The sequence below is a fragment of the Tenacibaculum dicentrarchi genome, assembly GCF_964036635.1.
GTDB lineage: Bacteria > Bacteroidota > Bacteroidia > Flavobacteriales > Flavobacteriaceae > Polaribacter > Polaribacter dicentrarchi.
Genome location: NZ_OZ038524.1, coordinates 2,642,143 through 2,661,894, shown reverse-complemented (window position 1 = coordinate 2,661,894; position 19,752 = coordinate 2,642,143). Strand labels below are relative to the sequence as shown.

At 32.6% G+C, this 19,752-nt stretch carries 17 protein-coding genes; 14 read left to right on the top strand and 3 right to left on the bottom strand.

Going from position 1 to position 19,752, the window contains the following annotated elements; genetic code table 11:
- Positions 1 to 21 precede the first annotated feature (21 nt).
- Both ABNT14_RS11685 and ABNT14_RS11680 read right to left on the bottom strand, forming a co-directional pair.
- On the bottom strand, positions 22 to 1,920 hold the full coding sequence (locus ABNT14_RS11685) for an amidophosphoribosyltransferase (RefSeq protein ID WP_101903366.1): 1,899 nt from the start codon (positions 1,918 to 1,920) through the stop codon (positions 22 to 24).
- 79 nt (positions 1,921 to 1,999) lie between these two features.
- Positions 2,000 to 2,926: a PfkB family carbohydrate kinase gene (locus tag ABNT14_RS11680; RefSeq protein WP_101903365.1), complete on the bottom strand. Its 927-nt coding sequence runs from the start codon at positions 2,924 to 2,926 to the stop codon at positions 2,000 to 2,002.
- A gap of 67 nt (positions 2,927 to 2,993) precedes the next feature.
- Here ABNT14_RS11680 and ABNT14_RS11675 point away from each other — a divergent pair, with 67 nt between their 5' ends.
- The 5 genes from ABNT14_RS11675 (at position 2,994) to ABNT14_RS11655 (ending at position 6,460) form a co-directional block, all read left to right on the top strand.
- On the top strand, positions 2,994 to 3,419 hold the full coding sequence (locus ABNT14_RS11675) for a SufE family protein (RefSeq protein ID WP_101903364.1): 426 nt from the start codon (positions 2,994 to 2,996) through the stop codon (positions 3,417 to 3,419).
- Positions 3,420 to 3,458: 39 nt separating this feature from the next.
- Positions 3,459 to 3,779: a DUF59 domain-containing protein gene (locus ABNT14_RS11670; protein WP_058886069.1), complete on the top strand. Its 321-nt coding sequence runs from the start codon at positions 3,459 to 3,461 to the stop codon at positions 3,777 to 3,779.
- 2 nt (positions 3,780 to 3,781) lie between these two features.
- Positions 3,782 to 4,288 (top strand): DUF2480 family protein, encoded by a 507-nt coding sequence (locus ABNT14_RS11665; protein WP_101903363.1) that lies wholly within the window; start codon positions 3,782 to 3,784, stop codon positions 4,286 to 4,288.
- A gap of 85 nt (positions 4,289 to 4,373) precedes the next feature.
- Entirely contained in the window at positions 4,374 to 5,288 is a 915-nt protein-coding gene (locus tag ABNT14_RS11660; RefSeq protein WP_101903362.1) for a DUF3078 domain-containing protein, read from the top strand.
- A 95-nt stretch (positions 5,289 to 5,383) separates the two neighbouring features.
- Complete coding sequence (locus ABNT14_RS11655; protein WP_101903361.1) at positions 5,384 to 6,460, top strand: CNNM domain-containing protein; 1,077 nt, start codon at positions 5,384 to 5,386, stop codon at positions 6,458 to 6,460.
- A 104-nt stretch (positions 6,461 to 6,564) separates the two neighbouring features.
- Here ABNT14_RS11655 and ABNT14_RS11650 read toward each other — a convergent pair whose 3' ends face one another.
- Positions 6,565 to 6,927 carry an SPOR domain-containing protein gene (locus ABNT14_RS11650; RefSeq protein ID WP_101903360.1) on the bottom strand — a complete coding sequence of 121 codons (363 nt, stop codon included), beginning with the start codon at positions 6,925 to 6,927 and terminating at the stop codon, positions 6,565 to 6,567.
- Between the two features lie 204 nt (positions 6,928 to 7,131).
- On the opposite strand from ABNT14_RS11650, the gene ABNT14_RS11645 reads away from it, so the two are divergent.
- The 9 genes from ABNT14_RS11645 (at position 7,132) to ruvB (ending at position 19,751) form a co-directional block, all read left to right on the top strand.
- Entirely contained in the window at positions 7,132 to 8,424 is a 1,293-nt protein-coding gene (locus ABNT14_RS11645; protein ID WP_101903407.1) for a cytochrome c3 family protein, read from the top strand.
- Positions 8,425 to 8,455: 31 nt separating this feature from the next.
- On the top strand, positions 8,456 to 11,602 hold the full coding sequence (locus tag ABNT14_RS11640; RefSeq protein ID WP_101903359.1) for a TAT-variant-translocated molybdopterin oxidoreductase: 3,147 nt from the start codon (positions 8,456 to 8,458) through the stop codon (positions 11,600 to 11,602).
- 27 nt (positions 11,603 to 11,629) lie between these two features.
- Positions 11,630 to 13,030: an NrfD/PsrC family molybdoenzyme membrane anchor subunit gene (nrfD, locus tag ABNT14_RS11635; protein ID WP_101903358.1), complete on the top strand. Its 1,401-nt coding sequence runs from the start codon at positions 11,630 to 11,632 to the stop codon at positions 13,028 to 13,030.
- Positions 13,020 to 13,547, top strand: coding sequence for a DUF3341 domain-containing protein (locus tag ABNT14_RS11630; protein ID WP_101903357.1), 528 nt, complete (start codon positions 13,020 to 13,022; stop codon positions 13,545 to 13,547). The genes nrfD and ABNT14_RS11630 overlap by 11 nt, the downstream gene beginning before the upstream one ends.
- Positions 13,548 to 13,568: 21 nt before the next feature.
- Entirely contained in the window at positions 13,569 to 14,105 is a 537-nt protein-coding gene (locus tag ABNT14_RS11625; RefSeq protein ID WP_317042235.1) for a c-type cytochrome, read from the top strand.
- 22 nt (positions 14,106 to 14,127) lie between these two features.
- Positions 14,128 to 15,585: a quinol:cytochrome C oxidoreductase gene (locus tag ABNT14_RS11620; protein WP_101903356.1), complete on the top strand. Its 1,458-nt coding sequence runs from the start codon at positions 14,128 to 14,130 to the stop codon at positions 15,583 to 15,585.
- A gap of 150 nt (positions 15,586 to 15,735) precedes the next feature.
- Positions 15,736 to 16,743 (top strand): cytochrome c oxidase subunit II, encoded by a 1,008-nt coding sequence (locus tag ABNT14_RS11615; protein WP_101903355.1) that lies wholly within the window; start codon positions 15,736 to 15,738, stop codon positions 16,741 to 16,743.
- 30 nt (positions 16,744 to 16,773) lie between these two features.
- Entirely contained in the window at positions 16,774 to 18,543 is a 1,770-nt protein-coding gene (locus tag ABNT14_RS11610; protein ID WP_101903354.1) for a cytochrome c oxidase subunit I, read from the top strand.
- Positions 18,544 to 18,716: 173 nt separating this feature from the next.
- Positions 18,717 to 19,751 carry a Holliday junction branch migration DNA helicase RuvB gene (gene ruvB / locus ABNT14_RS11605; protein ID WP_101903353.1) on the top strand — a complete coding sequence of 345 codons (1,035 nt, stop codon included), beginning with the start codon at positions 18,717 to 18,719 and terminating at the stop codon, positions 19,749 to 19,751.
- Position 19,752: the final 1 nt, after the last annotated feature.

Sequence of the window (19,752 nt, the reverse complement as noted above, 5' to 3'; positions counted from 1 at the left end):
TTTCTACTTTTATTTTTTTACTTAGTAAGCTCTTTCGTCATTTCCTTCATAGAAGTTAATAAACGCTTGGTTTACCACTCTGTTTCCACCATCGGTAGGATAATCACCTGTAAAATACCAATCACCTAAATTATCAGGGCAGGCTTTATGCAAACTTTCAACATTTTGGAAAATTACTTCAATTTTAGAAGAAATATTCGTAGTTTTTAACATTTGAGCAATTTTAGCAGAAATTTGTTCATCAGTAAAAGGAGCATACACTTCTTTTACATAATTTACAACATCTTTATCTTGGCTAACCTGTTGCTTTTTACATTTGGCATATACGCTATCAATAATACCATACTGATCGGTTTCTTTTAATAATTCTAAAGCAGCTTTAAAGGCGATAAAATCATTAATTTTTGCCATATCAATACCGTAACAATCAGGGTAACGAATTTGAGGAGCCGAAGAAACAACTACAATTTTCTTAGGGTTTAATCTATCTAATATTTTAATGATACTTTTCTTTAAAGTCGTACCACGAACAATACTATCGTCAATAATTACCAAGTTATCGGTAGGTTTTACAACGCCATAAGTAACATCGTAAACATGGGCTACTAAGTCGTTTCTACTACTATCGTCAGTAATAAAAGTTCTTAATTTTGCATCTTTAATAGCTATTTTTTCAAAACGAGGTCTTTTAGAAAGAATATCGGTTACTTTTTCTTTCGATAATTTTCCACCACCTGCTAAAATAGCAGCTGTTTTTTGCTGATTTAACACATCTTCGGCAGCTTCCATCATTCCAAAAAATGAAGTTTCTGCAGTGTTAGGGATGTATGAGAAAACAGCATTTTCAATATCGTTATCAATCGATTTTAAAACCTCAGGGAATACATATTTCCCTAAGTTTTTACGTTCAGTATAAATATCGGCATCGCTTCCTCTTGAAAAATAAATACGCTCAAAAGAACAGGCTTTTTTAACACGTTGTTCTAAAACAGGTGCCATAGAAGTTTTACCATTTTTTTTAATGATTAAGGCATGACCTCTATCAATTTCTTTGATTTCGTTAATATCAACATTAAATACCGTTTGAATTGCAGGACGCTCTGAGGCTACCACTACAACTTCATCATCTTGATAATAAAATGCAGGACGAATTGCCGATGGATCTCTTAAAACAAAGGCATCACCATGTCCTAATAAACCAGCCATAGCGTAACCACCATCCCAGTTTTTTGCTGAACGCTGTAAAATTCGTTGGATATCTAAATTTTTTTCAATAAAAGGAGAGGCATCTTTTTTACTAAATCCAGCTTCTTTTGCTTTTAGGTATAAGTTAGTAACTTCAGCTTCTAAGAAATGACCTATTTTTTCCATTACGGTAACGGTATCGGTAGCTTCTTTTGGGTGTTGTCCTAAATCAATTAAATCATTTAAGAGTTGTTTTGAGTTGGTCATGTTAAAGTTACCAGCAACAAGTAAGCTTTGGTGTCTCCAGTTACGTTGACGTAAAAAAGGGTGTACATTTTCGATAGAATTCCCTCCAAAAGTACCATAACGAAGATGTCCTAAAAACAAGTTACCTAAGTAAGGAACATTATTTTGTTGCCATTGGGTATCGTTTGCTTTTTCAATATTTTCTTCAAAAACACCGTTAATACGGTTGTTAATTTTTCCGAAAATATCTTTAATTGGTTGCGGTTGATTAGAACGAATTCTGCTAATATACCTGGTTCCTGGTGCTACATCAAATTTAATACTAGCAAAACCTGCACCATCTTGCCCACGATTGTGCTGTTTTTCCATTAATAAATACATTTTATTTACCCCGTATAAAGCGGTTCCGTACTTATCTTTATAATATTGTAATGGTTTTAATAATCTAACCATTGCAATACCACATTCATGTTTAATAGCGTCACTCATTTTGAAAAAATATTTAATAGTGTGTTGTTGTTGTTGTGTACTATAAAAAAATCCGCAGCAAAAAGCGCGGATTTTTAATTTATGATAAATCTATATCAAATTGTGTTAATTCTTTAAAAGCTTGTAAGCGTGTTAGCACTTCTTCTTTTGTAAGATTTTCCATTCGTTGTGTTCCAAATTTTTCAACACAAAAGGACGCTAAATTAGAACCGTAGATAATTCCGTTTTTCATGTTGTCAAACGAAATGTCTTCAGTTTTTGCTAAATATCCACAAAAACCTCCTGCAAAAGTATCACCTGCTCCTGTTGGATCAAATACTTCGGCTAGCGGTAATGCTGGGGCAAAGAACATTTTTCCTTCACTAAATAATAAAGCTCCGTGTTCTCCTTTTTTAATGATTACATATTTAGGACCCATTTCATGAATTTTCTTCGCAGCATTTACTAACGAATATTCTCCACTTAATTGACGCGCCTCTTCGTCATTAATAGTAACAACATCTACACGTTTTAAAACGGTGTGTAAATCATCTAAAGCGATATCCATCCAAAAGTTCATCGTATCTAATACTACTAATTTTGGTTTTTCGGTCATCTGATCTAAAACAGATGCTTGTGTTAAGGGGTGTAAGTTTCCTAACATTACAATACCTGCATTTTTAAATGCTTCAGGCACTACAGGGGTAAAATGTTCTAATACATTTAATTCTGTAATTAAGGTATCGCGTGAATTCATATCGTTATGATATTTACCGCTCCAAAAAAAAGTTTTACCTTCTTTTACAACTTCAATACCATCGGTATTAATTTCTTTACTGTTCATCATATCTAAATATGATTGAGGGAAATCTCCTCCAACAACAGAAACAACTCCGGTTTTAACTCCAAAATTAGAAGCTGCCAAACCTACGTAAGTTCCTGAACCTCCTAATATTTTATCTGTTTTACCAAAAGGTGTTTCAATAGCATCAAATGCTACGGTACCAACTGCTAATAATTTGCTCATTTCTTATTTTTTTACTGTAATTTTGCACTTTTAACAAAGTGTCACAGTGCAAAAATAGTTTTAAAAAATGACTATCAAAGAAATACAAGAAGAAATTATTGACGAGTTCTCTATGTTTGATGACTGGATGGAGCGTTACGAATATATCATTGACTTAGGAAAATCATTACCTATAATAAAGGACGCTTTTAAGTTAGATGAAAATTTAATTAAAGGATGTCAGTCAAAAGTTTGGTTATATTCAGAGTTATCTGGCAACAGTATTCTGTTTACTGCCGATAGCGATGCTATTTTAACCAAAGGAATTGTAGCCCTATTATTAAGGGTGTTTTCTAATCAAACACCACAAGCAATTTTAGCTGCAAAAACTGATTTTATAGATGAAATTGGTTTAAAAGAACATTTAAGCCCAACCCGTGCAAATGGTTTAGTTTCTATGATTAAGCAGATAAAAATGTATGCAATAGCGCAACAATCAAAATTGACAACCTAAATTAATAGTCAAAATTAACAACGAAAAGAAGTAGGAAAGATGACAGATAAACAACTAGACGAATTAGGAGATAAAATAGTAGGTGTTTTAAAAACAATTTACGATCCTGAAATTCCAGTAGATATATATGAGTTAGGATTAATTTATGATGTATTCGTATCGGAAGAAAACGATGCTAAAATTTTAATGACCTTAACTTCGCCAAATTGCCCGGTAGCAGAAAGTTTACCTGTTGATATTGAAAACAAAGTAAAATCATTAGAAGAAATTAACAACTGCGAGGTTGAAATTACTTTTGATCCTACTTGGACAAACGAAATGATGAGTGAAGAAGCGAAGTTAGAACTTGGAATGCTATAAAAATGGCAGCACAAATTATAAATAAAGTAGCCAATAGTCAATTAATAACTATTGATCTTGAAGATTTTTATCCAAAAGGAAATCGTATTGTTTTTGATATTAAAGATTGGTTATATGAAGAATTAATTCTTCGTGAAAAAGACTTCCGAGAACAAGTTAAAAATCATAATTGGTCGCAATACCAAGGTGATTATATTGCTTTAAGTTGTTCGGTGGATGCTATTATTCCTTCTTGGGCATATCTTTTATTAACAACAAAGTTAACCGAATTTGCTAAAAAAGTAGTAGTAGGAAATTTAGAATTGCTAGAAACCGTACTTTTTAATGACATTATTACTAATTTAAACACCACAGAATATCAAGATAAAAGACTAATAATAAAAGGCTGTTCTAATAAATCAATACCACAAAGTGCTTATACACTGCTGGTAAGCAAAATCCAGCCAATTTGTAAAAGTATTATGTTTGGGGAAGCCTGTTCAACGGTGCCTTTATTTAAAAAAAAATAAGCCGATAAAAAGTGACTTTTATAAAATAATATTGTCTAATAAAAAGCGTAGTTTTGCGCTCTTAAAAAATTATAAAATTAACAGCATGAAAAAAATTGTTTTAACATTCGCATTTGTATGCGCTATTGCTTCTTTAAAAGCACAAACAGTTGAAGAATTAAAAAAAGATCTTACAGATAAAAAAGGTGAGATAAGTAAATTACAAGGTGAAGCAAGTGCTTTACAATCTAAAATTGATGCGTTTCCAGGATGGAAATTTGGTGCATTTGGTACTATTGGAGCAAATTTTTCAGGTTTCAACAAATGGTACTCTAATGCTGTTCCTAATTCATCTGCAGGAAATGTAGGTATTACAGCAAATGGTTTTGCTAATTTAGATAGAGATAAATATTTCTGGAGAAATTCAGGAAATATCAATTTAGGGTGGGTTAAGTTAGATGATAAAGATAATGCTACTGATGACACTGATTTTCAGGGAACTACAGATGTTTTTACGCTAACATCTTTATTTGGTTATAAATTAACAAAAACATTAGCAGCATCAACATTAGTTGAATACAGAACATCTTTAATTAAAAACTTTAACGATCCAGGATATTTAGATTTTGGACTAGGGCTTACCTGGATTCCTATGCCAGAATTAGTGGTAGTTGCACATCCATTAAACTACAACTATGTATTTAGCAAATCAGGATCAAACTTTGATTCATCATTAGGAGCTAAAATAGTTGCAGAATACAACAAGAAAATTGGTAACTTTAAGTTCAGATCTAACTTATCAACTTTCCAAAGCTATAAATCAGCAGATTTATCAAACGCTACTTGGATAAACTCTATCGGATTTAATATTTGGAAAGGTATTGGAGTAGGAATTGAATCTGGTTTAAGAGCTAATAAACAAGAAGCATTTAATTCAGAATTAACAAATTACCCTTCTTTAGCAGCAACCCCAGGAAAAATACAATCTTACTGGTTAGCAGGTTTAAGCTACGGTTTCTAAATAAAAAGAGTATTATTATATAATTATAAGAAACCTCAAGCAGTAATGTTTGAGGTTTTTTTTATGTATTTTAGCTAAAAATAAAATTCAATTAAATGACACTATTAATCATATACGCTACAGTTTCTATTTTCTTTTCTTTTGTCTGTTCTATTCTAGAGGCTGTTTTATTAAGTGTAACCGCTACTTTTATAAATGTTAAAAAGAAAGAAGGTACATCTTTTGCAACCGATTTAGAAGCCTTAAAAAAAGATGTTGATAAGCCTTTAATTGCTATTTTAACTTTAAATACTCTAGCACATACAGTAGGAGCAATTTTAGTAGGAACAGAGGCTAAGAAAATTTTTAATGATGATGGTTATGGTGTTTTTATTGTTTCGGCAGTGATGACTATTTTAATTTTAGTTGCCTCAGAAATTATTCCAAAAACCATTGGAGCAACTTATTGGAAACAGTTAGCTGGCTTTACTACAACAGCCTTAAAAATGATGATTTTTCCATTAAAATGGACAGGAGTTCTATGGATTTTACAATTAGCAACTAAATTAATTGGTGGGAAATCGGCACATGGGGAAAGTATTTTAAGTAGAGAAGATTTTTCAGTAATGACAGATATTGCTGAGCAAGAAGGTGTTTTTCATGAAGATGAAAGTAATGTTATTAGAAACATGCTAAATTTTAAAGACGTTCAAGCAAAAGATATTATGACACCTCGAACTGTGGTAGTATCAGCAGATGAAAATAAAACAATTCAATCTTTTTTTGATGATAATAAGCAGTTAAACTTTTCAAGAGTTCCTGTTTTTTCTAAAAATTCAGATAACATAACAGGTTATATTTTAAAAGATAAACTTTTATTAGCTTTAATTGATAAAAAAGGAAACCTACCTTTAAGTTCTATCAAAAGAGATATTTTAGTAGCAAAAAGAGAATTATCAGTTCCTGATTTATTTACCAAATTAGTAAAAGAACGTGAGCATTTAGCATTAGTTATTGATGAATATGGTGCGGTAAGTGGTTTGGTAACTCAAGAAGATGTCATTGAAACCCTTTTAGGTTTTGAAATAATGGATGAAAGTGATCGTGTTGCCGATTTGCAAAATTTAGCCAGAACAAATTGGGAAAAACGTTCAAAAAATATTGATATTATTGATCATTCTGATGAATCATAATTCTTTTAAATATGTAAAAAAAGGATTTATAGAATAAGCATCAAAAAACTCAGTATTAATTTTAGTACTGAGTTTTTGACTTTTAACTGTTTATTTTAATGAAATTATAGCGGAATAACAATCGATCCGTTAAATTTTTCTCTTATTTTATTTAAAGCTCTATCTGCCTGTAATTTTGTTCTATAATCGCCAACCTGTGCTTTCCAATCAGGCTGATCGTATGTTATTTTAGTAAAAATCCCTGGATATTCAAGATTAAATCTGTTTCGTAAACTTTTCGCTTTACTTTCTAATCCGTTATATAATTGGATTCTATAACCAGTACCATTGTTTTTATTATATGTTCTTTTTTTTGCAATTAGCGCAGCAATATCTTTGTTGTTCTTTTGATTTTGCTGTGCTTTTACACTCAAAACACTTATTGAAAGTGATAGCGCTAAAGTTAGTATAAGACCTCTTTTTTCCATTTAATTAAAACTTTGTACAAAAGTAATGACTTGTAATTTAATAGATTGTTTACTTAAGTTATTTAGAACAAATATAAATTATAAATTAGGATTCTCTTAACTTTTCAAAATTTATATAGAAGTAGTACTTTTGCGTAACCTTCTATGTGCTATTTTACTAATAGCCTTGTAGATAAAAATGTATTAAAACTTATATTTAACAGTATGAAAAGTGTGAAACATCACAACAGATTAACCCAGACACTCGTAAAGAGTTTAGCTTTCTTTTTAGTTTTATTAGTGAGTTTTTCAGCATTTTCACAAGATGTTGATGAATCTCGTCAAAAAGAAGGGAAAAAATTATTTAAATCTTTATGTGCTTCATGTCACAAGTTAGACAAAAAACTTGTAGGTCCTAAGTTAGGAGGCGTAGAAAGTAGAAGAGAAAACGATTGGTTAAAGTCTTGGATTAAAGACAATGCCGCGTTTAGAGCTTCAGGTAATAAAGATGCAATTGAAATTTTTGAAGAATACAAGCAATCTAGTATGATGGCTTTTCCTCAGTTAACTGATAAAAATATCGATGATATTCTTTATTATACAACCGTAGGGGAACTTAAAAAAGCAGGTGCAACTGAAGTTACTGCAGCTGGTTCAACTGAAAAAGGAGATGCTCCTGGATGGTTGATTTATATTTTAGGAGCAGCGATTGTTGTTGCTTTTTTAATTATCGCTAGTTTATTAAAAACAATTAGTGAGTTAAAAGGCGCTCCTAAAACACCTGGTTTAGCAGGTCAAACAGCTGATTTATGGGAGGGGCTAAAGAAAAATACCTTTTTACAAGTGTTAATTGTTATATTTTGTGCTTTAATTGGTGCTTATTTTTTCTTCGGAACCTTATTTAAAGTAGGAGTAGATGAAGGGTATCAGCCAATTCAACCAATTGCTTTTTCACATAAAATTCATGCTGGTGATAACAAAATAGATTGTCAATATTGTCACTCTTCAGCAAAACATAGTAAAACTTCAGGTATTCCTTCAGTAAGTGTTTGTATGAATTGCCATAAAAATATTTCAGAAGTAGCCGATGATACCAAAGTGGTTATGGATGATCATACTTTAACTAAATCTGATTTAGATAAAGAAATAGCTAAAATATATGATGCTGCCGGATGGGATGCTGAAAATTTAGAATATACTGGTAACACTAAACCTGTTAAATGGGTTAGAGTTCATAATTTACCAGATTTTGCATACTTTAATCACTCACAGCACGTAACTGTTGCAGGTGTAAAATGTCAAAAATGTCACGGGCCAGTTGAAGAAATGGAAGAGGTATATCAGTACTCTCCATTAACAATGGGTTGGTGTATCGATTGTCATAAAGAGACTAAAGTTGACTTGAAAGGAAATGAGTACTATGCGAAAATTCATAAGCAATTAGCAGCAAAGTATGGCGTTGATCAAGTATCAATTGCTCAGTTAGGTGGAAAAGAGTGTGGTAAGTGCCACTATTAATCAATTAGAAAGTAGAAAAACACATATATAAATGGCTTCAAACAAAAAATACTGGCAAAGTGTTGAAGAACTAAAAGGTAGTTCTGTTGTTGAAACGCTACGTAATAATGAGTTTGTACAAGATATTCCTACAGATGAATTTTTAGGTGATAAAGAAACGTTAGAAACTTCATCAACCTCACGTAGAGATTTCTTGAAATATGTTGGATTTACCACAGCAGCAGCTTCTTTAGCAGCTTGTGAGGGTCCAGTAAGAAAATCAATCCCTTATGTAGTACAACCAAATGATATCGTTGTAGGTGTTGCAGATTGGTATGCAACTACAATTGCAGATGGTTTTGATTTTGCAAACGTATTAGTAAAAACACGTGAAGGTCGTCCAATTCTTGTAATGCCTAATAAATTAGCATCAGGAGAAACAAACGCACGTACTCAAGCATCTGTTTTATCATTATACGATGATCAATTACGTTTAAAAGAACCTAAAAAAGGTGCTGAGCAAATTTCTTGGGCAACTGCAGATAAAGAAATTGTAGCAACTTTAAATGAGTTAAAAACAGCAAACGAACCTGTAGTATTATTAACAGGTACGTTAGCAAGTCCTTCAACTGAAAAAGTAATTAAAGAATTTACTGCTGCGTATCCAAACGTAAAGCATGTTGTTTATGATGCTATTTCAGAAAGTGCAACTGCAGATGCTTTTGAAGCAATGTATGGTACACGTGCTTTACCTAATTACGATTTTAGTAAAGCTGAAGTAATTGCTTCAATTGGAGCTGACTTTATTGGAGACTGGCAAGGAGGTTATGAAAAATCATATGCTGACGGTCGTAGAGCTGAATCTGGTAAAATGTCTTACCATGTTCAGGTAGAAAGTAATATGTCTTTAGCAGGAGCAAATGCTGATAAAAGATTGGTTGTAAAACCATCTGAACAAGTATATGCTTTAGTTAATTTATATAACGAAGTAACAGGAGAGTCAATTCCTTCTAAAGCAACTAAAATTGATGCTGAAATTAAAAAACTAGCAGTTAGTTTAAAAAAGGCAGGATCAAAAGGAGTTGTTGTTACTGGATTAAATGATAAAAATGCTCAGTTAATTGCTTTTGCTATTAACGAGAAATTAAATAGTGAGATATTCGATACTAAAGCTGTTAATTTAACACGTCAAGGTAACGATACTCAAGTGGCTCAATTAGTTGCTGATATTAAAGCAGGAGTTGTAAAAGGTTTAGTTACTTATAATACAAATCCTTTATATACTTTAGCAAATGCTGCTGATTTAGCAGAAGGAATTAAGAAATTAAAATTATCTGTTGCTTTATCAACTCAAAATGATGCAACAGCTAATGCTACACAATATACGTTACCAGCACCTCATAACTTAGAGAGTTGGGGAGATGTTACAATAACTAAAGGTACGTATAGTTTAATGCAACCAACAATTTCACCATTATTTAATACACGTCAGTTACAAGATGTGTTATTAAAATGGTCAGGTAGTTCTGTAAACTATTATGATACTTTAAAAGAGTTTTGGAGTACTAATGTTTTAGCAGGAGCATCTTGGAATCAAGCATTACACGATGGTTTTTTCAAATCAAATGTTATTACTTCTGAACAAGAAGAAACTTTTGAATCTGCAGTAGTTATAACAAATACAGTATCTGAGTTATTAAAAGCTACAAGTACTGCTTCTGGATTTGAATTAAACTTATTTTCATCAACTGCATTAGGTGATGGTAAACAGGCAAATAACCCTTGGTTACAAGAATTACCAGACCCTATTACACGTGCATCTTGGGATAATTACTTAACCGTTTCAATGGCTGATGCTAAAGAATTAGGTTTTGAAAATCCTGTGAAAGATAATGGTGCTATTAATGGTAACTATGCTACTGTAACAGTAAATGGAGTTTCTGTAGAGAAAGTTCCAGTTATGATTCAGCCAGGTCAAGCAAAAGGATCTGTAAGTTTAGCATTAGGATACGGTAGAACTCAAAGTTTAAAAGATGAGATGCAAGTTGGTTTAAACGCGTATCCTCTTTATAAAGATGGAAACAATGTTCAATACAATGTTTCTATTGAAAAAACATCAGGATGGCATAAGTTTGCTTGTACTCAAGTACAAAGTACTCTTGCAGGTCGTAATGATATTTTAAAAGAAGCTACTTTAAAGCAAGTATCTGATAAAACTTTAGATCCAAAACATACTTGGAATAAACCATCAATGGTATCTTATGATCACCAAGAGGTTGAAGCTAAAAGTGTTGATTTATGGGCAGAACATAACCGTGAAATAGGACATCACTTTAATTTATCTATTGATTTAACATCTTGTACAGGATGTGGGGCTTGTGTTGTAGCATGTCATGCAGAAAACAATGTGCCAGTTGTTGGTAAAGATGAAGTTAGAGTAGGTAGAGATATGCACTGGTTACGTATTGACCGTTATTATTCTTCTACTGTTTCAGATAAGCAACATGAAGCTTCAATGACTATTGAAGAATTTAGAGCTGAAAATCCTAGATTATCTAATAAAGAAGTTGAAAGAAAGTATACTGAAAAAGTTTTAGAATTAAGTAAAGGTGATTTATTTGACGCTTTAGAAAATTCTGCAGAAAACCCAGAAGTAGCTTTCCAACCAATGATGTGTCAGCACTGTAATCATGCTCCGTGTGAAACAGTATGTCCAGTAGCAGCAACATCACATGGTCGTCAAGGTCAAAACCAAATGGCTTATAACAGATGTGTTGGTACAAGATATTGTGCAAACAACTGTCCTTATAGAGTTCGTCGTTTTAACTGGTTTAATTACTCAGAAAATGAAGAGTTTGACTTCAATATGAATAACGAATACGGAAAAATGGTGTTAAACCCAGATGTAGTAGTTCGTTCTCGTGGAGTAATGGAAAAATGTTCTATGTGTATCCAAATGACACAGGCAACTATCTTAAATGCTAAAAAAGAAGGTAGAGCGGTACGTAAAGATGAATTTGAAACAGCATGTTCATCGGCTTGTTCTACAGGAGCAATGGTGTTTGGAGATGTTAATAATCCTAAAGATGCAGTGGCTGCATTAAAAGAGGATGATAGGGCTTTTCACGTATTAGACTATATTGGAACAAAACCAAATGTAGTGTATCAAGTGAAAGTAAGAAATACAAACGAAGCTTAATAATAAAACTAATAAGTATATAGATTTATGTCGTCTCATTACGAATCATCTTATAGAGAACCTTTAGTGTTGGGTAACAAAAGTTACCATGATATCACTGAAGACATTGCAAAACCGATAGAAGGTAAAGCAAATCAAAATTGGTATATCGCATTTTTTATCTCCTTAGCAGCAATGTTATGGGGGTTTGGGTGTATTTTCTATACAGTCGGTACAGGTATCGGTGTATGGGGATTAAGTAAAAACATTGGTTGGGCATGGGATATTACCAACTTCGTATGGTGGGTAGGTATTGGTCACGCAGGAACTTTAATTTCTGCAGTACTATTATTATTCCGTCAAAAATGGAGAATGGCAATTAACCGTTCGGCAGAAGCAATGACAATTTTTGCCGTATTCCAAGCAGGTTTATTTCCTATTATTCACATGGGACGTCCATGGAATGGATATTGGGTATTACCAATGCCAAATCAATTCGGATCATTATGGGTTAACTTTAACTCACCATTATTATGGGATGTATTCGCAATTTCAACTTATTTATCTGTATCATTAGTTTTCTGGTGGACAGGTTTATTACCTGATTTTGCAATGATTCGTGATAGAGCAGTAAAGCCTTTTCAAAAGAAAATATACGGTTTATTATCTTTCGGATGGTCAGGTAGAACTAAAGATTGGCAACGTTTTGAAGAAGTATCATTAGTGTTAGCAGGTTTAGCTACACCATTAGTACTTTCAGTACATACAATTGTATCAATGGATTTTGCTACTTCTATTAACCCAGGATGGCACTCAACAATATTTCCTCCTTATTTCGTAGCTGGAGCAATCTTTTCAGGATTTGCAATGGTACAAACCTTATTAGGTATTATGCGTAAGGTTACAAATATGGAAGCTTATATTACACGTTTACACGTAGAATATATGAATATCGTAATCCTTTTAACAGGTGGTATTGTAGCTGTAGCTTATGCAACAGAATTCTTTATTGCATGGTATACAGGTTCACCTTATGAAAATTATACTTATTTATCTTTTGGTGCTGAAGCAGGTGCTTACGGATGGGCATTCTGGTCATTATTATGGTGTAATATTATTTTACCACAATTTTTATGGATTAAGAAATTAAGAAGAAGCTTTATTTTCTCTTTTATCATCTCTATCATCATTAATATTGGTATGTGGTTTGAGCGTTTCGATATTATTGCAATTGTACTAAGTAAAGGTCATTTACCATCAACATGGTGGCGTTTTGAGCCAACATTTGTAGATGTGGGTATTTTTGTAGGAACTATTGGTTTTTTCTTTGTATTATTCTTATTATATGCAAGAACTTTCCCAGTAATTGCACAAGCAGAAGTTAAGACTATCTTGAAGTCTTCAGGACAGAATTTTAAAAAATTAAGAGAAGAAAACAATGAGCACTAGTAAAGTAATTCACGCATTTTATAATGATGATGATATCTTAATGGATGCCGTTAAGAAAATCAAAGGAGAACATCATCACATTGAAGAGGTATTTTGTCCATTCCCAGTTCACGGATTAGACAAAGCATTAGGATTAGCACCTACACGTTTAGCTATTACTGCATTCTTTTACGGAATAACAGGTTTAAGTTTTGCTATTTGGATGACTAATTATATGATGATTCAAGATTGGCCACAAGATATTGGTGGTAAACCAAACTTTAGTTGGTTTGCTAATATGCCAGCATTCGTGCCAATTATGTTTGAATTAACAGTGTTTTTTGCAGCTCACTTAATGGTTATTACTTTTTATATGAGAAGTAGAATATGGCCATTTAAAGAAGCAGAGAATCCTGACCCTAGAACAACAGATGACCATTTTTTAATGGAAATTCCTGTTAATGGAAATGAGGAAGAGTTAAAGGCTTTGTTAGAAACAACAGGAGCTGTAGAAATTAACATAGTAGAAAAGCACTAATAAAGAGATATGAAGAGTTTTGTGAAAATAATCGTAGCTTTAGTTGTTATAACAAGTGTTATTTCATGTGGAGATAAACGTAAACCACAACTACAATATATGCCTGATATGTATGTATCTGTTCCTTATGATGCGAATGGTGCAAATGGTATAAATAATAAAATGGTAGACAGGTTACCTGTTGCAGGTACAGTAAGTAGAAAAGGTATTGTAGCTTATGATATTCCTAATACAAATGAAGGATATGAAAAAGCAAAAGCAACTTTAAAAAACCCTTTACCTACTACTGAAGAGAATTTAGCAAAAGGTAAGGAGTTATACGGAATTTACTGTGCTGCTTGTCATGGTAAAAAAGGTGATGGTAACGGAATTTTATCTCAAAGAGATAAATTTAACGGTATACCAAACTATAAAGAAAGAGACTTAAACCCTGGTAATATTTATCATGTTATTATGTATGGTAAAAATTTAATGGGATCTCATGCAGGACAATTACAATACAATGAACGTTGGCAAATTGTACAGTATGTAGAGAAGTTAAGAAGTGAATTAAAATAACTCTATAATAGATAGTTAAGATATGTACCAGTTTACAGGAAAATTAAAAATACTTGCTATTGCTCTTATTATTTTAGGAGCGTTAGGTACTGCCATCAGTTTTATGTCGGCACCTAAAACTTTAGAACAAGCAAAAGAAATTTTAGCAAAACAGCACGGTGCTCATCATGATGAGCATGCTACTAATGATACTCATGCAGTAGCAACTCATGCTGAAAAAACAACAGAATCACATACTGAATCAGTAGCACATGCAACAACTGCTCACTCTGATGCAGTTTCTACACATACAGCTAGTACTGAAGTTCATGCTGATAATCATGATGCACATGCAGAACATGCTTTTCATCAAATGCAAAATCGTCCTTGGGCAGCATTTTATGTAGCTTTAATGTTCTTTTTAGGTGTAACTTTATTAGTATTAGCTTTTTATGCAATTCAAAGAGTAGCACAAGCAGGTTGGTCTGTAGTGTTATTTAGAGTGATGGAAGCTATTACAGCTAATTTACATTATGTAAGTGCTATAATGTTAGTGTTTTTAATCGCTACATTTATGCATATGAATCATTTATTTCCTTGGATGAATGAAGGAGTTTTTGACCCGCAACACGCAAATTATGATGCTGTTGTAGATGGTAAAAAATGGTTTTTAAACACGCCAGGATGGTTAATGAGAAGTATCTTTTATTTAACGGTATGGAATGTATATCGTTTTATCATTAGAAAAGGATCTATAAAGCAAGAAAATGGAGATTTAAAATTACACATGAAAAACTATAATATTTCTGTTGTATTTTTATTCTTTTTCCTTATTACAGAATCAATGATGTCTTGGGATTGGATTATGGGAATTGACCCACACTGGTTCTCTACATTATTTGGATGGTATGTATTAGCTACTTTTTTAGTATCGGCATTAACAGTAATTGCATTTGTAACAATTTACTTAAGAGCTAAAGGTTTCTTACCATTTGTAAACGATAGTCATATTCATGATTTAGCGAAATATATGTTTGGTTTTTCAGTATTTTGGACCTACTTATGGTTTGCTCAGTTTATGTTAATTTGGTATGCTGATATCCCTGAAGAAACAACATATTACTTATTGCGTTTTAATGAATACAAAGTACCATTTTTGGCAATGGTGGTTATGAACTTTATCTTTCCTGTATTATTATTAATCAATAGTGATTTTAAAAGCGTACCTTGGTTTGTAACAATAGGAGGTGTTGTAATATTAGCAGGTCATTATTTAGATTTATTCGTGATGATTATGCCTGGAACAGTTGGTGCACAATACGGATTTGGGATTGGAGAAATAAGTGGAATTTTATTCTTCTTAGGATTGTTTATATTTGCTACTTTTAATGCCTTTGCAAAAGCAAATCCATTAGCAAAAGGGAATCCATTTTTACACGAAAGTGAAACACACCATTACTATAATATTGAACATAGAGGACAAGATAGTAATAGTCATTAAAAGATATAATTATCACCTTTTTAACTTTTGATAAAAAGGTGATTTTTTTGCTTTAAAAATATCTTATGACATATATCATAGGAATTAAAAAAACATTAAATTTGAAGACTTTATAAGAGTCTTTCTTAAAACGATTAAATATTAATATTTATGCTCGCTTTATTTTATATTTTCATAGCAATTGCAATAGGAGTTAGTTTCTGGCAAATTACCCGTATTATGAATCTTCGATCTGTAATAGCTACAGACAAAGACAACGAAACACAAGGTAAAATTGCCTTAGGATTTTTAGTTTTCCTTTACGCAATGATGGTTTATTGTTTAATAGCAATGAATGTAATTATGTTACCAGAATCGGCCTCTATTGAAGGAGAGCACGATGATAATTTATTTAACATTACCTTTTGGTTAATTGGTATTGTTCAGTTTGGAATGCAATTTTTAATCTTCTTTTTTACTTACAAATATAGAGGTAAAAAAGGTAAAAAAGCATTGTTTTATGCAGATAGTCACACCTTAGAATTGATATGGACAGTTATCCCAGCGGTAACTATTGTTTTATTAATTGGATATGGTTTATGGGCTTGGAACAACATTATGTATGTTGGTGATGACGAAAACCCAATTGTAATTGAAGTATATTCAAGACAATTCGACTGGCAAGCACGTTATGCAGGTGCCGATAATGAATTAGGTTTAGGAAACGTAAACTTCATTAAAGGTATTAACTCTATGGGTGTTGATATGTCTGACCCAAAATCGCAAGATGATAAAAAAGTTACCGAAATGGTTTTACCAAAAGGTAAAAAAGTTGTCTTTAAATTCCGTTCTCAAGATGTGTTACACTCAGCATATATGCCTCACTTTAGAGCGCAAATGAACTGTGTACCAGGAATGATTACTCAATTTGCTTTTACACCAAAGTACACTACTGCAGAAATGCGTTTAAGTACAGAGGTTATTGCAAAAACTGACGGAATCAATAAAATAAGAAAAGCAAAAGGGGAAGACCCTTACGAGTTTGATTATTTATTGTTATGTAATAAAATTTGTGGAGCTTCTCATTACAATATGCAAATGAAAATTACTGTTGTTGAACCAGCAGAATATGAAAAATGGTTGTCAGCACAAAAAACATTAGCACAAGTTATTAAGTAAGGTATTTTTTTAAAGTATATATAATAGATTATGTCAGAACATCATCACAAAGAAACATTTGTAACTAAATATATTTTTAGTCAAGATCATAAAATGATCTCGAAACAATTTCTTGTTACAGGTATATTCATGGGAATTATAGGAGGATTTATGTCTATGTTATTCCGTTTACAAATAGCATGGCCAGATACTTCTTTTTCAATCATTGAAGCATTTTTAGGAAGTCATCAAACTGATGGTATTATGGATCCTGATATGTACCTAGCGTTGGTAACAATTCATGGTACAATAATGGTATTTTTCGTATTAACTGCTGGTTTAAGTGGTACTTTTTCGAATTTATTAATTCCATTGCAAATTGGAGCTCGTGATATGGCTTCTGGTTTCTTAAATATGGTATCATACTGGTTATTTTTCTTATCATCAGTAATTATGATAATTTCATTGTTTGTAGAAGCAGGACCGGCATCGGCAGGATGGACAATTTATCCACCATTATCGGCATTGCCACAAGCAATTCCAGGATCGGGTACAGGAATGACTTTATGGTTAGTATCGATGGCAATTTTCGTTGCCTCTTCATTAATCGGATCGTTAAACTACATCGTTACCATTTTGAATTTACGTACAAAAGGAATGAAAATGACCAGATTACCATTAACAATGTGGGCATTTTTTGTAACAGCAATTATTGGAGTAGTTTCGTTTCCTGTATTATTATCAGCGGCATTATTATTAATTTTTGATAGAAGTTTTGGAACATCATTCTTCTTATCAGATATTTTTATCTCTGGAGAAGTATTACACTACCAAGGAGGATCGCCTGTATTATTTGAACACTTATTCTGGTTCTTAGGACACCCGGAAGTATATATTATTTTATTACCAGCATTAGGGTTAACATCTGAAGTAATTTCAACAAATGCACGTAAGCCAATTTTTGGGTACCGTGCAATGATTGGATCTATTATGGCAATTGCGTTTTTATCAACAATTGTTTGGGGTCACCACATGTTTGTATCAGGAATGAATCCTTTCTTAGGATCGGTATTTACCTTTACAACGGTATTAATTGCAATTCCATCGGCAGTAAAAGCATTTAACTATGTAACCACACTTTGGAAAGGAAACTTACAATTAAACCCTGCCATGTTATTTTCTATCGGATTAGTTTCTACCTTCGTAACAGGAGGTTTAACAGGATTAGTTTTAGGAGATTCTGCTTTAGATATTAACGTACACGATACCTATTTCGTAGTAGCTCACTTTCACTTAGTAATGGGAGTATCTGCCTTATTAGGGATGTTTGCAGGTGTGTATCACTGGTTCCCTAAAATGTATGGTAAAATGATGAATAAAACATTAGGTTACTGGCACTTTTGGTTAACTATAATTGCTGCTTACGGAGTATTTTTCCCGATGCACTTTGTTGGGTTAGCAGGTTTACCACGTCGTTATTACACCAATTCAAACTTTCCAATGTTTGATGATTTAGTTGAAATTAACGTATTTATGACTTTAATGGCATTTTTAGGAGGAGCAGCTCAGTTAATATTCTTAGCAAACTTCTTTATTTCAATGTACAGAGGTCAAAAAGCAACGATGAATCCTTGGAAATCAAATACTTTAGAATGGACTACACCAGTAGAGCACGTTCACGGAAACTGGCCAGGAGCTATTCCTGAGGTTCACCGTTGGGCTTATGACTACAGTAAAGTTGATGAAAATGATGAGTATGTTCACGGAGAAGATTTCGTATTACAAACCACACCATTATTAGAAGGTGAAGAACCTTCTTAATATATAAAACTTATTAAAAGTTTTAAAAAAGCCTTCCAAAATTTTGGAAGGCTTTTTTGTTTTAGAACTGTATTTTATATTTTACCTAAGTAATATGTATCTTAGCATTGATAATTTACTAGGTAACAATTATTACAAACCAAATAGTATATTTCAAGTATATTTGTAATTATATGAATGAAAATTTAAACCCTGAAAACACCAATTTCTCAAGCGATGAGCTGGATGTAGAAAAACAACTACGCCCACTCTCCTTTGATGATTTTACAGGTCAAGATCAAGCAATTGAAAACTTAAAAATATTTGTTGAAGCAGCCAATCAAAGAGAAGAAGCTTTAGACCATACTTTATTTCATGGACCTCCAGGGCTAGGAAAAACCACCTTGGCTCATATTTTAGCCAATGAATTAGGTGTTGGAATAAAAGTAACTTCAGGGCCTGTTTTAGATAAACCAGGCGATTTAGCAGGATTATTAACCAACCTTGATGAACGCGATGTGTTATTTATTGATGAAATCCATCGATTAAGCCCCATTGTTGAAGAGTATTTATACTCAGCAATGGAAGACTATAAAATTGATATTATGATTGAGTCAGGGCCTAACGCCCGTACCGTTCAAATTCATCTAGAGCCGTTTACCTTAATAGGTGCAACCACACGTTCAGGGTTATTAACCGCTCCGATGCGAGCTCGTTTTGGTATCAGCAGTCGTTTGCAATATTATTCAACGGAACTATTAAGCACTATTATTGAGCGAAGTGCCTATATTTTAGGCGTGCCAATATCAATGGAAGCAGCAATCGAAATAGCAGGTAGAAGTAGAGGAACACCTCGTATTGCAAACGCTTTATTACGAAGAGTTCGAGATTTTGCTCAAATAAAAGGAAATGGAAGCATTAGTATTGAAATAGCTGTTTATGCCCTAAAAGCATTACATGTTGATGCCAATGGTTTGGATGAAATGGATACTAAAATTTTAAATACAATTATTGATAAATTCAAAGGTGGTCCTGTAGGGCTTAGTACAATAGCAACGGCAGTTAGTGAAAATACCGAAACTATTGAAGAGGTTTATGAGCCTTTTTTAATACAACAAGGTTTTATAATGCGTACCCCAAGAGGTAGAGAAGTTACCGATTTGGCTTATAAACATTTAGGAAGAACAAGAAATTTAGTGAAAAATTCAACGAAAGGCGAACTTTTTTAAA

Bases quoted from the DNA above. Each gene is read 5' to 3' on its own strand.
- ABNT14_RS11685 (WP_101903366.1), bottom strand. From the start codon at position 1,920: ATGAGTGACGCTATTAAACATGAATGTGGTATTGCAATGGTTAGATTA.
- ABNT14_RS11680 (WP_101903365.1), bottom strand. From the start codon at position 2,926: ATGAGCAAATTATTAGCAGTTGGTACCGTAGCATTTGATGCTATTGAA.
- ABNT14_RS11675 (WP_101903364.1), top strand. From the start codon at position 2,994: ATGACTATCAAAGAAATACAAGAAGAAATTATTGACGAGTTCTCTATG.
- ABNT14_RS11670 (WP_058886069.1), top strand. From the start codon at position 3,459: ATGACAGATAAACAACTAGACGAATTAGGAGATAAAATAGTAGGTGTT.
- ABNT14_RS11665 (WP_101903363.1), top strand. From the start codon at position 3,782: ATGGCAGCACAAATTATAAATAAAGTAGCCAATAGTCAATTAATAACT.
- ABNT14_RS11660 (WP_101903362.1), top strand. From the start codon at position 4,374: ATGAAAAAAATTGTTTTAACATTCGCATTTGTATGCGCTATTGCTTCT.
- ABNT14_RS11655 (WP_101903361.1), top strand. From the start codon at position 5,384: ATGACACTATTAATCATATACGCTACAGTTTCTATTTTCTTTTCTTTT.
- ABNT14_RS11650 (WP_101903360.1), bottom strand. From the start codon at position 6,927: ATGGAAAAAAGAGGTCTTATACTAACTTTAGCGCTATCACTTTCAATA.
- ABNT14_RS11645 (WP_101903407.1), top strand. From the start codon at position 7,132: ATGAAAAGTGTGAAACATCACAACAGATTAACCCAGACACTCGTAAAG.
- ABNT14_RS11640 (WP_101903359.1), top strand. From the start codon at position 8,456: ATGGCTTCAAACAAAAAATACTGGCAAAGTGTTGAAGAACTAAAAGGT.
- nrfD (WP_101903358.1), top strand. From the start codon at position 11,630: ATGTCGTCTCATTACGAATCATCTTATAGAGAACCTTTAGTGTTGGGT.
- ABNT14_RS11630 (WP_101903357.1), top strand. From the start codon at position 13,020: ATGAGCACTAGTAAAGTAATTCACGCATTTTATAATGATGATGATATC.
- ABNT14_RS11620 (WP_101903356.1), top strand. From the start codon at position 14,128: ATGTACCAGTTTACAGGAAAATTAAAAATACTTGCTATTGCTCTTATT.
- ABNT14_RS11615 (WP_101903355.1), top strand. From the start codon at position 15,736: ATGCTCGCTTTATTTTATATTTTCATAGCAATTGCAATAGGAGTTAGT.
- ABNT14_RS11610 (WP_101903354.1), top strand. From the start codon at position 16,774: ATGTCAGAACATCATCACAAAGAAACATTTGTAACTAAATATATTTTT.
- ruvB (WP_101903353.1), top strand. From the start codon at position 18,717: ATGAATGAAAATTTAAACCCTGAAAACACCAATTTCTCAAGCGATGAG.